Origin of the sequence: Citrobacter sp. wls716 (assembly GCF_005280975.1) — a bacterium.
Lineage (GTDB): Bacteria > Pseudomonadota > Gammaproteobacteria > Enterobacterales > Enterobacteriaceae > Citrobacter > Citrobacter youngae.
The window spans coordinates 94,275-108,063 of record NZ_SZWX01000039.1; the positions used below are offsets into that span (position 1 = coordinate 94,275).

At 39.9% G+C, this 13,789-nt stretch carries 10 protein-coding genes; all 10 read left to right on the forward strand.

Features of this window, described 5'->3' with window-relative positions; translation table 11 throughout:
- Positions 1–10 precede the first annotated feature (10 nt).
- The 10 genes from cpsG to FDX24_RS15320 are packed head-to-tail and all read left to right on the forward strand — an operon-like array spanning position 11 to position 13,775.
- On the forward strand, positions 11–1,381 hold the full coding sequence (cpsG, locus tag FDX24_RS15275) for a phosphomannomutase CpsG (RefSeq protein WP_137364560.1): 1,371 nt from the start codon (positions 11–13) through the stop codon (positions 1,379–1,381).
- Between the two features lie 10 nt (positions 1,382–1,391).
- The gene (locus tag FDX24_RS15280; RefSeq protein WP_137364561.1) at positions 1,392–2,183 is read left to right on the forward strand and encodes an ABC transporter permease; all 792 of its coding nucleotides are present in this window, start codon (positions 1,392–1,394) and stop codon (positions 2,181–2,183) included.
- A complete protein-coding gene (locus FDX24_RS15285) occupies positions 2,183–3,475 on the forward strand; it encodes an ABC transporter ATP-binding protein (RefSeq protein ID WP_137364562.1) in 1,293 nt (430 codons plus the stop codon). The genes FDX24_RS15280 and FDX24_RS15285 overlap by 1 nt, the downstream gene beginning before the upstream one ends.
- Positions 3,475–5,169, forward strand: a complete 1,695-nt coding sequence (locus tag FDX24_RS15290) for a methyltransferase domain-containing protein (protein ID WP_137364563.1) — start codon at positions 3,475–3,477, stop codon at positions 5,167–5,169. Before FDX24_RS15285 ends, FDX24_RS15290 begins: the two co-directional genes overlap by 1 nt.
- Before the next feature lie 15 nt (positions 5,170–5,184).
- Entirely contained in the window at positions 5,185–5,478 is a 294-nt protein-coding gene (locus FDX24_RS15295) for a hypothetical protein (protein ID WP_137364564.1), read from the forward strand.
- Positions 5,479–5,496: 18 nt separating this feature from the next.
- Complete coding sequence (locus tag FDX24_RS15300; protein ID WP_137364565.1) at positions 5,497–9,510, forward strand: glycosyltransferase; 4,014 nt, start codon at positions 5,497–5,499, stop codon at positions 9,508–9,510.
- A 59-nt stretch (positions 9,511–9,569) separates the two neighbouring features.
- On the forward strand, positions 9,570–10,604 hold the full coding sequence (gene gmd, locus FDX24_RS15305) for a GDP-mannose 4,6-dehydratase (RefSeq protein WP_137346234.1): 1,035 nt from the start codon (positions 9,570–9,572) through the stop codon (positions 10,602–10,604).
- Complete coding sequence (locus tag FDX24_RS15310) at positions 10,604–11,500, forward strand: GDP-mannose 4,6-dehydratase (RefSeq protein ID WP_137364566.1); 897 nt, start codon at positions 10,604–10,606, stop codon at positions 11,498–11,500. The genes gmd and FDX24_RS15310 overlap by 1 nt, the downstream gene beginning before the upstream one ends.
- A complete protein-coding gene (locus FDX24_RS15315) occupies positions 11,500–12,636 on the forward strand; it encodes a glycosyltransferase family 1 protein (protein WP_137346233.1) in 1,137 nt (378 codons plus the stop codon). The genes FDX24_RS15310 and FDX24_RS15315 overlap by 1 nt, the downstream gene beginning before the upstream one ends.
- A 5-nt stretch (positions 12,637–12,641) precedes the next feature.
- A complete protein-coding gene (locus FDX24_RS15320; RefSeq protein ID WP_137364567.1) occupies positions 12,642–13,775 on the forward strand; it encodes a glycosyltransferase family 4 protein in 1,134 nt (377 codons plus the stop codon).
- Positions 13,776–13,789 lie beyond the last annotated feature (14 nt).

Here is a 13,789-nt window from a genome sequence, read left to right on the forward strand (position 1 = left end):
ATAAAGATCTATGTCTAAGCTGACTTGTTTTAAAGCCTATGATATTCGTGGAAAATTAGGCGAAGAATTAAATGAAGATATTGCGTATCGCATTGGTCGCGCATACGGTGAATTCCTCAAGCCTAAAACAATCGTGGTGGGCGGTGACGTACGCTTAACCAGCGAGAGCCTGAAACTGGCATTAGCGAATGGCCTAATGGATGCGGGTACCGATATCCTAGATATTGGTTTAAGCGGGACAGAAGAGATCTATTTTGCAACCTTCCATCTTGGTGTAGATGGCGGCATCGAAGTTACCGCCAGTCATAATCCGATGGATTATAACGGAATGAAACTGGTTCGCGAAAATGCGAAACCTATCAGTGGTGACACAGGACTACGCGATGTGCAGCGTTTAGCCGAAGAAAATAATTTCGCGCCTGTTGATGCCCAACAGCGCGGAAGCTACAAGAAGATTTCTATCCTTGGTGCTTATGTCGATCACTTAATGGGCTACATTGATTTCGCGAACTTCACTCGTCCAATGAAGCTTGTGGTTAACTCTGGCAATGGTGCCGCTGGCCACGTCATTGATGCGATTGAAAAACGTTTCGTTGCTGCTAGTGTCCCCGTTTCATTTATTAAAGTTCATCACCAGCCGGATGGCACTTTCCCTAATGGGATCCCTAATCCTCTGTTACCAGAATGTCGCAAAGATACTGCCGATGCTGTTAAAGAACATGGCGCAGATTTAGGGATCGCATTTGACGGCGATTTTGACCGTTGCTTCCTGTTTGATGGGGAAGGGCAGTTTATCGAAGGTTATTACATTGTAGGTCTGTTAGCCGAAGCGTTCTTACAAAAAGAACCAGGCGCGAAGATCATCCATGACCCGCGACTGACCTGGAATACCATCGATATTGTGACTAAAGCTGGCGGCATTCCTGTGATGTCTAAAACGGGCCACGCCTTCATCAAAGAGCGTATGCGTAAGGAAGATGCGATCTACGGCGGAGAGATGAGTGCTCATCACTACTTCCGTGATTTTGCATATTGCGATAGTGGGATGATTCCGTGGCTTCTGGTGGCAGAGTTGATTGCTAAAAGCAACTTATCGCTTGAGACGCTAGTGAGCGAGCGTATGAATGCATATCCTTGTAGCGGTGAAATTAACTATAAGGTCAACAATGCAAGTGTAATGATTGAGGCAATAGAGCAGCAATACGCGCTGATGGCGGAGCAAATCGATAAAGTCGATGGGTTGAGTATGGAGTTTTCTGACTGGCGATTTAATATCCGTACGTCAAATACTGAACCATTATTGCGTTTGAATGTTGAAACAAAATCTAATACTGAAAAAGTTAAACTAAAAGTTTCTGATTTAGAAGTCTTCATCAAGTAAAGGTGAAACAGTGAAGGTTATAGAGTTGATATGGGAATATCGGGGTTTTATTCTCGGTAACATTAAAAGAGAATTCCAGTCAAAGTATAGAAACTCCTTGCTTGGGGTAACCTGGAGTGTATTAAATCCACTATCAATGATAGTGGTGTATACAGTTATATTTTCTCAAGTCATGCGGGCAAAATTACCCGGCGTTGATTCACAATATGCTTATAGTATTTATATATGTGCAGGCATTTTGACATGGGGATTGTTCTCAGATCTTGTTCTTAGATCTCAAAATATGTTTTTGGATAACGCCAATCTTATAAAGAAAATTAATTTCCCCAAATTATGTTTACCTGTTACTGTAATTGGTAGTGCATTAGTCAATTTTTTTATCATATTTTCTTTATTTACGATATTTTTAATTGTAACTAATGACTTTCCTGGTCTTGCCTATTTCTCTCTTATCCCAGTACTAATTGTTATGATAATACTTGCTATGGGAATAGGTATTATTACTGGTGTTTTAAATGTATTTTTTCGCGATGTAGGGCAGTTTTTTGGCATTGTTTTGCAGTTCTGGTTTTGGCTGACGCCAATTATATATCCAGCAACAATTTTGCCTGCAAGTATTCATCCTCTAATGAAAATAAATCCTATGGCCAGTGTGATTGATGCATGTCAAAAGATTTTGGTGAGTGGCGTTTTCCCAAGTTGGTTTGGATTAATCTACCCACTTAGTCTTGGTATCATACTTTGTTTCATCGGTTTGCATTTGTTTAGAAAACATATTGGTGAAATGGTGGATGAATTATAATGGGTAGCATTACTGTTAAACAATTATATAAAGAATACAAAAGTTACCCAAATAAATGGGGGCGATTAATTGAGTGGTGTGGGTTTACCAAGAAAAAGAGGCACAAAACCAAGTCTGTCCTTAATGATATTAACTTTACAATCGAAGCCGGCGAGTCAGTAGGAATCATTGGCGTAAATGGCGCAGGTAAAAGTACATTACTAAAGTTAATCACTGGCACTACGCAACCTAGCAGTGGTGAAATAAAAGTAAATGGACGCATAGCAGCACTACTAGAGCTAGGTATTGGGTTCCACCCAGATTTTTCAGGTCGCCAGAATGTGTATATGGCTGGTCAACTGCTGGGCTATTCCACTGAAGAAATTGATAGTTTATTTCCTGAGATTGAAGCATTTGCAGAGATCGGAGAATATATTGATCAACCATTAAGAATGTATTCTTCTGGGATGCAAGCCCGTCTTGCATTCTCGGTAGCCACAGCGACAAAACCGGATATACTTATTGTCGATGAAGCTTTATCAGTGGGCGATGTGTATTTTCAGGCGAAATGTTATTCGAGGATTGCGGAGTACAAAAAACAGGGTATGACTCTGTTACTTGTTTCCCATGCTGTAATGGACATCTCCAAGCAATGTGACAGAGCTATCTTTTTAAAAGCAGGCAAAGTTTATGCTGATGGTCCTTCCAGAGAAGTCGTTAATCTATATATGGATGACTTGTTTGGTAAAAAGAAAGAGAATATTGCAAATAATAAAGATAACGTAAGCAATGTAATTAAAATCAATCAAGATTCAGAAGATCTCTATCATACACGCCCTGGATACCTGAAAGAGGAGCATCGCTGGGGACAAGGTGGTGCAAAAATCATCGATTACCTGACGGTAAGCGGTGGTGTAGAATATCCAACTGTAATCAATACTAATGATAAATTAGATGTTTATGTGAAAGTACTTTTTGAAGACGATTTTGAGCATGTTACTCCGGGGATTTTACTCAAAAGTCTTGAAGGTGTATTTATCTATGGAAGTAATTCATATCTTTCCACAAAAGGGAAAATATTACCTACTGGGAAGTCTGGTCATATTGTAGTTTATAAATTCAGTATGAACTTATGCTTAAATGAAGGTGCCTACCTACTCTCGTTAGGACTTTCGTCTGGGGATCCGACAAAAACAACGGATCCTATCGATAGAAGATACGATTCAATATTATTAAAAGTTACAAACCATGTCCATATGTGGGGATTGGTTGATATGCAGGCTGATTTTGAACAAATCGAGGAATTTATTTAATGACATATAAAGAACAATCAATTTCAGAACTGGTAGAGCAATTACCAGAGGTTTATCAGCCAATTTTTAAGCATCCTGAATTTAATGCACAAGCATCTCGAACTCATGCCTGCTTCGATAGATTAGAAACTATAACATCATTTTATGACTATATTTCCAAGGATAAAGGACGCCCTTTAAAAGTACTCGATTTAGGCTGTGCGCAAGGATTCTTTAGTCTGAACTTAGCTGCTCGAGGAGCTAGTGTTACAGCTGTAGATTACAGCCAACCAAATATTAATGTCTGCAATAAATTAGCAGATGAGAACAGTGGTCTTAATATTGAGTTTTTGCTAGGTAGCATCGAAACAATTATCCGGGAAAGAGTTAAAGAGCAAGAATACGATCTTGTTCTCGGGTTAAGCGTATTCCATCATTTAGTCTATGAACATGGAGCTGATTATGTTTTTGGACTTTTTGAAGAGTTGTCCAGTAAGGTTGAAACTGGCATTTTCGAGTTTGCATTAAATACCGAACCATTGTATTGGGCAGACGCTCAACCAGAAGAACCTCGTCAACTGATTGAGAGTTACACCTTTAACCATAATTTATCGATGCATGGTACACATTTATCGGTAGTAGAGCGCCCTTTATATTTCGCCAGTAATAAATACTGGAGCGTTGGTGGAAACTACGGCGTTATTGAGCACGCAATGCGTAGATCACACCAGTTGGATAATTATTATCACGGGGACAAACGGCGTTACTATTTCTCAGATAACAAAATTATCAAGATTTTCCTAAAAGACGCTACTAATTGTAATTTTAATGAGTTAAAGAATGAGTCAGTTTTCCTGGAAAGAAAAATTGAAGGGTTTCGTTCTTCAGATTTGCTCTGCTATGGTAGCAATGAGAGTGAGTCATGGATAGTTAGAACTTTAACACCAGGTCGTCTGTTATTAGATATTATTATGGCAGGTGATGAATACGATGATGAGAAGATTGTTACAGATATTCTTGAACAGATAAGTCTTCTTGAGGAAAATGGTTTATATCATAATGATCTTCGCCCCTGGAATATTTTATTGGGAGATGATGGGAAGGTTCATGTAATCGATTATGGTGCTATCTCTAATCGAATTTCTGATGGTGATGATCTCTATGGACAAATACTGTCATTCTTTGCTCTTATTAAAGAAATAGCACATCATCGCATTCGGGAACAAGGGAGTCAGCGGCCACAGTTTATATCTCCTCATGATTTCCCAGAAAAATATAAAAAATGGATCGCAAAGGTGTGGCTTCTGCCGAGTCATCAATGGAATTTTAAGAATATATATGCAGCCTTCCTTGATCAGAATGAGGCCAATGAAGATATCCCTGTCTCAGCCATTCTGGAAAGCTATATGTCATCAGCACTAAACCATATGAATTGGCAAATTAAGCTTATCCAGAATAGAATTGATACTTGTGACACTAACTCGTCTATTCATAATCATGAACTGGATGTGAAACTTTCAGCTAAAATCGATAATCTTTGTGAGAAAATTGATGATACTAATAATAGTATCGCTGGAATAATAGATAAGAATCATATTGAAAACCAATTACGGAACGAGCTTAATTTAGTCTATGCTAGTACCTCCTGGAAAATAACTTATCCTGTGAGGCTGCTATCAAAATTAGTAAGAAAATTGTTACGGTTCCGTGGGTGATTTCAGGAGAAAATCATGTTGCAAAAGATAAGTAAAAGCATAATTTCTGCTGCGAGAGTCTTTTTCGAAAATCGTCCACTGCTGAAGCAACGCGTTGTGCGTTTTTTAAATCGCTATCCAAAATTAAAAAGTAGAATCAAAAGAGGGATGCAAGAAAGCTACAATAATGCTTCCTCATTAGATTTATTTGTAAATGGTTCCGTATCTGAAGATAACTGTAAAATAATAGAGCGAGAAGGTTCTTTATCTATTAAGAAAAAAGGTATCCATGAAGATAAGAAATCAGTACTTGAATCATGGTTCTACTAATCAATGGCTGTGGAAATAATGAAAAAAATACTTGCGCTTAACTTCTTCCCGGCATTCGTTCCGATCTCTAATGGTGGTGAGTCCAAACTTTATAATTTTTATAAAGCATTGAGCAAGTATCATCATGTAACATTGCTAACCTCTACTCATCCGGGAGTCAAAGAAGAAAAAATATATCATACGGCGACATTTGTTGAGCGACGAATCCCGAAGGATAAATATTTTGATCAATGCTGGCAAAATTTAGAAAGCTATACTTCGGATGGCCACGGTGATCTGTCTGCTCCTGCTATTGCCGCTAGTGCACAGTATCCAACAACTATGTTGGCAGCATATCTTAGTGAATATGAATCTGCCGATATAATAATTCATGATTTCCCATTCACCGTTGATTTTGACATTTTTCTGGGTATAGATTGTAAGCCAAGAATTTATAATTCGCATAATTGCGAGACTGAATTATATCAGACTCTTCATCCATCAGAAAAATCGCAACCTATAGTTGACCTGGTTTCTAAAGCTGAAAAAAAATTACTGAATAACGCTGACCTGATACTTTATTGCGGTGAAAGTGATTATGAATCATTTAAAAAGATCGCGCCTCAAAAAGAATCTGTAATGTTTTATTCTCCGAATGGTATGGTCGATAACCATCGAGTAATACCCCAGAGAACAACAAAAGTTAAGCATTCAGCCGTTTTTGTTGGTAGCGCCCATTTACCGAATGTAAACGCTGCAATCTATATTGCTAAAGAAATCGCTCCTAAATGTCCTAATATTATATTCGATATTATTGGTAATTGTTTACCAGTAGGTGAGTACGTAAAAAATGTTGTTAGACATGGCCGCGTTACTGACGAAGAGAAAGTTCGGTTATTTGAAAACGCGAGCATTGCATTGAATCCCATGGAGTCAGGTAGCGGTTCTAATATTAAAGCACTAGACTACTTCGCCTATGCTTTACCTATCTTGTCTACTCCTTTTGGCATGCGCGGATTTAATACGGAGTCTGGTAAGAATGTGATTGAAGGGGCGTTGGAAGATTTCCCTGATCTTTTGAAGCAACATCTTTCAGATAGTGATTTTGCAAACACAGTTGAAATAGGTCTTGCAGGGAAATTATTTGCTAGCGAAAATTATACGTGGGACGTTATCGTTGCAAATATCCTGCCTGAGCTAGATAAGCTTGAGAAACAATCAAGTAATTACACATTAGTTCTTAATGACTATAATTCATTTTTAAATGTCGGTGGTGGCGCAACTCGGACCAGAGGGATCTATCAAGCTGTTAATGATATATCCTCTGTTGTTTTCATTTGCTTCTCAGACGATGAGAAGTTGTCTGTGGAAAAGTATAATGAAAAAACATATGTAATTTGCGTCCCTAAATCACCAGAACATCGTAAGCAAGTTGATGAATTAAATGCACAATTTCATGTGTCCTGCGATGATATAATTGCTAGCGCGCATTGTGCTAAGAATGATTTATTAGTAGCTGTTTATAATATCTTGAAAGTATCTGCACGATTTATAATTGTCGAGCATCCATATATGGCACCGGTGCCGATTACTTATCGTGATCGTTTTATCTATTCTTCGCAGAATGATGAAACAATTCTTAAAAAATCTCTACTAGAATGGCATCCCAAGAAGGATTATTTGATTGATCTAGTTACATCTGTTGAGAAAAAAGCGGTTGAATGCTCAGCGGCAACGATTGCAGTATCGGATGATGATGCTTATAGTCTTTTAGTTGGGAAAAAGACAGCTGGACCCATGATCGTTGTCCGTAATGGAGCACAGCTACCGTCCCCCATTATTAATGATATTAGTCAGCAAGTAGCACACAGAATTATTAAAAAATCGGCAGTATTTCTTGGATCCGCGCATATGCCAAATGTGGATGCTGTCAATTTTTTATTAAAAAATATAGCGCCTAAATGCCCGGATGTTCAGTTTAATATTGTTGGGTCAGTTTGCAACTCTATCAACGTCAATCCGGGTAAAAATGTTATTCTGTGGGGGGTCGTAGATGAAGAAGTCAAATCCGCTATTCTTCAAAACTGTCTTTTTGCAGTGAACCCAGTGACTTCAGGTAGCGGATCTAATATTAAGTTAGCAGACTTTTTCGCAAATGGCCTGTTTGTCGTTAGCTCAAAATTTGGTTTACGTGGCTATCCGAGTCATCTTCACAAACATATCGCACTGACGGAACCTGAAACATTTCCAGATGTGATAAATGCTTTATCCATTTCTGATAGTGTTTTCACTGATGAAATGAGAGCAGAGCGTAAAGATATATTCCGTGCTGAACTTTCTATGGTGGGAATCGCGAAGAAATTCGTGGATTTATTATTAAGCATGGAAAAACCAAAACGTAAGGTACTGTTTGTTACATATCGCTATACTCATCCTGAATTAGGTGGGGCAGAGTCAAATTTGAAGCGCTTTTTGAAAGCGCTTGGTGATACACAAGAATTCGAAATTGATGTCGTTACTACAGAGGTCAGTCGAACAACTAATCATGCACGTTTCATGGAACGTTACGAATTTGATGCCGAGATTGGTGCACCAATTGAAATGTCTAATCTCCGTTTTGCTCGCTTTCCCGTTGATGATAGTCCGAGTTCAGCATTAAGTAATGCAACGAGTTTAGCATGGCGTGTGCAGCCTGTATTTGAGAAGGCTATTGTTCAACAAACCGATAAATTATCATTAGATGGGCTTGCATGGGGATGGGCTGATTTAGAGGGTGAAGCTTCTAACCACTATCGCTGGAGCTACTCTTCTTGTGCAGTCAATGTGGCAAAAGCAAGTAAAGTAAAACTGATAGGGTATATCCCCGAAAAATCATTAATTACATTGCAGTCCCCTGATGGGGGCATTTACCTTAGTCAGGAAATCGAGCATAACTTTACGCTTGAATTGGAAGTTGATGCGGGTATATTCGAGATCTTTACATCTAGCCGATTTATGGGGGGGCAGGATCCTCGACCATTAGGTTTTATGCTTACTGAGTTAATTATTGATAGTGCACCACTCGATCTGACACGACCAACTCTGGCAAGTTCTCAAAGCATCTCGGCAGATAAAGTGTTTGATGTACTGTCTGCGGCTGCAGAGAAAACACGTTTTCCATTAGGTGTCAACCTGACAGATATCAGAGGTCCGCACTCTTCGTCGATGGAACATTATATTGCTACTAACATTGGTAAGTACGATTTGGTAGTAACGCACAACATTGTTTTCAAACCAGCGGTATTTGCTCTTGAGTTAGCGAGACAGCATAATGTGCCTTCATTATTGATACCGCACGCGCATCTGGATGATGACTATTACCATTTCCCAGATTTAATTCATGCTGCACGAAATGCAACAAAAGTCCTCGCTGTGCCTAAAGCTGCGAATGCTTTCTATGCTGAAAAAGGGTGCTGCTCTGAATATCTTCCAGCTGGTGCCGATACTGATGAAGAGTTCCTGGAGAGCGATCGCCATGAGTTTGAAAGCGTGTACGGCAGCGATGATGAATTCGTTCTGGTCCTGGGGCGTAAATCCGGAGCTAAGGGTTATCGTTCAGTAATCCAGGCTGTTGAATCTATTAACCAGTCTGGTAAAAAACTTCGATTAGTAATGATTGGTCCAGATGATGACGGATTGGTGATCACATCCCCACACGTTTTTTATTTGGGGAGGCAGCCGCGTTCAGTGGTGCGTGGTGCATTGATGTCTTGCCTGGCTCTGGTAAATATGAGTTCAAGCGAAAGCTTTGGTATAGTGTTGCTCGAAGCCTGGCTGGCCAGAAAGCCGGTGGTAGCCAATAAATCTTGTGTGGCTTTTCATGATATGGCTATTGATCAAGAAAATGCCCTGATGGTGGGTCACGAAGATCTACAGGATGCTTTGGTGCGCTTAAGAAACGACCCGGCTTTGTGCGAGCGCCTGGGGAGTAATGGTTTTGAAACAGCTCAAAAATTTAGCTGGAAAGTGGTTGAAAACGACTTTGTGAATATTTGTCGTAAAGTAGTTCGATAAGACTTCTCTTTACATTGTTACATTGTCACTAATTATTAATAAGAGATTGATAGATTATTATGAATATAGCGATTGTTACTGGTATTACGGGTCAAGATGGTGCTTATCTGGCAGAACTGCTGCTTGGTAAAGGGTATAAAGTATACGGAACATACCGACGTACCAGTTCTGTCAATTTCTGGCGTATTGAAGAGTTGGGCATTGCACAGCACCCAAACTTGACTTTGGTTGAATACGATCTGACTGACCTGTCTGCTAGTATCCGCTTGCTGCAGCAAACTGAAGCTACTGAGGTTTATAACTTAGCTGCGCAGAGCTTCGTCGGTGTATCTTTCGAACAACCGATTACTACAGCAGAAATCACCGGTCTCGGCCCTGTAAATCTTCTGGAAGCTATTCGTATTGTTAATCCTAAAATTCGCTTTTACCAGGCATCAACGTCAGAAATGTTTGGTCTGGTCCAGGCCGTTCCGCAGAAAGAAGATACTCCGTTCTATCCGCGCAGCCCATATGGCGTAGCTAAACTGTATGCTCACTGGATGACCGTGAACTACCGTGAGAGCTATAATATTTTTGCATCAAGTGGAATTCTGTTTAACCACGAATCACCATTACGTGGTCAGGAATTTGTAACGCGTAAAATCACAGATTCTGTTGCAAAAATTAAGCTTGGAAAACTTGACGTTCTTGAACTCGGTAACATGGACGCCAAGCGTGACTGGGGTTATGCCAAAGAGTATGTAGAAGGGATGTGGCGTATTCTGCAGGCAGAAAAACCAGATACCTTCGTACTGGCAACTAACCGTACAGAGACTGTGCGCGACTTCGTCAGCATGGCTTTCAAAGCTGCTGGATTTACACTGCGTTTTGAGGGTAAGGACGAGGAAGAAGTGGGTATTGACACAGCAACTGGGAAAACCTTGGTTCGTGTAAATCCAAAATTCTTCCGTCCTGCTGAAGTCGATCTACTAATCGGTAATCCAGCTCGTGCCAAAGAAATTCTGGGGTGGGAACCAAAAACCTCGCTGGAGCAGTTGTGCCAGTTGATGGTTGAGGCTGATTTACGTCGTAACCAGCAAGGGTTTTCATTCTGATGTTCGGCGCCGGCAAACATGCTCTGGTGACAGGGATTAATGGTTTTACCGGCCGCTATGTGGCAGCGGAATTATCCGCTGCCGGATATCGGGTATTTGGTATTGGCGCAATGCCTTTTGATGGGCCTGATTATTACCAGGTTGATCTAATGGATACTGCGAGATTGCGGGAGGTTATTCAGCTCATACAACCAAACGTTGTTATACATTTGGCCGCTATCGCTTATGTTGGGCATGGTGATGCAGATGCTTTCTACAACGTCAATTTACTTGGAACGCGCAATTTATTGCAGGCTTTGAGTACCTGCAGCACCATCCTGGATGGTGTGCTTCTCGCCAGTAGTGCAAACATTTATGGAAATGGTACCGCAGGGCAACTGAATGAATCTGCGACAGCAAATCCAGCGAACGATTATGCCGTCAGCAAGTTGGCCATGGAATATATGTCTCGATTGTGGATGGATAAACTACCCGTATTCATTACGAGACCATTTAACTATACAGGTGTTGGTCAGGCGGAAAACTTCCTTCTGCCAAAGATAGTTAAACACTTTAATTCAAAATCACCGACGATCGAGTTAGGAAATATTGATGTTTGGCGTGATTTTACAGATGTTCGTGCATTAAGCCATGCTTATGTCAAGTTATTACAGGCGAAACCAGTTGGTGAAGTTATTAACATCTGCTCTGGCCGAACATATTCACTGAGAAAAGTTATTGAACTTTGTGAAAAAATAACCGGACACCATCTGACCATCCAGATTAATCCAGAATTTGTCCGGGCAAATGAAGTTAAGACACTTAGTGGGGATCCATCTAAATTACAATCATTTATTCCAGATTGGAATGTCCCACCACTCGAAGATACTCTGCGCTGGATGTTGGAAAACGAGTAATGAAAGTCATATTTGGAACTGATGCAATAAAATACCCATTAACAGGTATCGGTCGCTATGCATTTGAGTTGGCTAAATGTTTATCTGATGATCCAGAAATATCCGAATTACTTTTTTTAAATGGGCATCGACTTACTCAGCAAATGCCCGTGGCTAAAGAAAATAGCTCTTCAACAGAGGGGCTTAAAAGTTTAATAAAAAAGAGTCGACTGGCTTCGGAAGTATATAGGCTCACAGCTCCGTGGTTGAAGACTAATGTCTTGAGAAATCATAAGGATGCGATTTATCATGGACCGAATTTTTATCTGCCACCGAAGGTAGAGCGCTGTGTTGTCACGTTTCATGATCTTTCTGTTTTTACTTTACCGCAATGCCATCCTCCTGAGAGAGTTAGGTATATGCGTAAAGAGCTTTTACAAACGGTAAAGCGAGCATCAGTATTTATTACAGACTCTGATTTTACCAGATTGGAACTGATTAATTATTTTAATATTTCTGAAAGTAGGGTGTTTACTGCAAAGTTAGCATGTAGTGGTGAATTTAAGCCCCGCCGTGAAGAAGATATAACTCCTGTTCTCGGAAAATACGAACTTACCTTTAAAAAATATTCCCTATTTACTGGCTCGATTGAGCCGAGAAAGAATATTGCGACTTTGCTTGATGCCTACGAACGCCTGCCACTGTCACTGAGAAAGCAGACTCCTCTCGTTATTAGCGGATTCAAAGGCTGGAACAGTGATACTTTACATCGTCGATTTGAACAAGGTAAACGAGAAGGGTGGCTGCGCTACCTGGGATTTACACCGTCAAGCGATTTACCTGCACTCTATGCAGGCGCTGTTAGTTTTTTATTTCCATCAGTCTATGAGGGATTTGGGCTACCAGTATTGGAGGCAATGGCATCTGGGACTCCGGTTGTTTGTTCAAACAGCTCTTCACTTCCTGAGGTTGCAGGTAGCAGCGCTTTAATGTGTGATGCTATGGATGTTGAGACACTTACGTCTTTAATTATGAAGAGTCTTACTGATACGGAATGGCAGGATAATGCCACTAAAAGTGGATTATCACATGTTAACCAATTTTCATGGAAACGATGTGCAACTGAAACGGTTGCTGCATATAAACAGGTGAAGTAAGATTAATGTTGAAAGTACTGCATTTTTATAAGACATACTATCCAGATACTTTTGGTGGCATCGAGCAAGTTATCTACCAGCTAAGTGAGTCTGGGGCTGAATATGATGTTGAATCAACCGTACTTTCTCTAAGTAAACGCGGGGATATTGATAATCAAAAAATTGGTAAGCAGCGTGTCTTCTACGCAAAAACTAATTTTGAAATAGCCTCAACACCATTCTCTCTATCTTGCATTAAAAAATTTAAAGAATTAGCAAAGCAAGCAGACATCATCCATTACCATTATCCATTTCCCTTTATGGATATGCTGCATTTTTTATGTCGAATCAATAAACCAACAATTGTCAGTTATCATTCTGATATTGTTAAGCAGAAGTTTTTTTCTCGGCTATATTCGCCACTAATGAACCATTTTCTCAAATCAGTTGATTGTATTGTTGCTGCTTCGCCAAACTATGTAAAAACTAGTATTGTATTGCAGAAGTTTGAATCCAAGGTAAAAGTCATACCTTATGGTTTAAATGAGAAATCTTATCCAAGTATTAGTAACGAAAAACTCAAATTTTGGCAAGACAGGTTTGACGGGGGATTTTTCCTGTTCATTGGTGCATTTCGTTACTATAAAGGGTTACACACTCTTCTGGAAGCAGCACACACTACTTCGTTACCCGTAGTTATTGTTGGTGGCGGAGGGATCGAAAGTGATATAAAAGCTAAAGCAGAAGAACTTAATCTTACTAATATGCATTTTGTTGGCTCATTACCCGATGAAGACAAGGCTGCACTACTAAAGCTATGTACTGCTATTGTTTTTCCTTCACATCTTAGATCGGAAGCCTTTGGTATTACTTTACTTGAAGGTGCCATGTATGGAAAGCCGCTAATCTCATGTGAAATAGGTACAGGTACAAGCTTTATTAATCTTGATGGCTACTCTGGCTTTGTTATTCCACCTAACGACCCTGTGAGATTAAGGCAGGTAATGCAAGAACTATACTCGAATCCTGAATTGGCTAAACGATACGGCTCAAATGCATATGCCAGATTTAAAGATGTATTTACATCGGAAAGAATGCTAACTGACTATAGCGCTGTCTATAGAGAGTTGTATACCGTTGATAAAAAAAATCATTCATAACTATTCTCATAAAA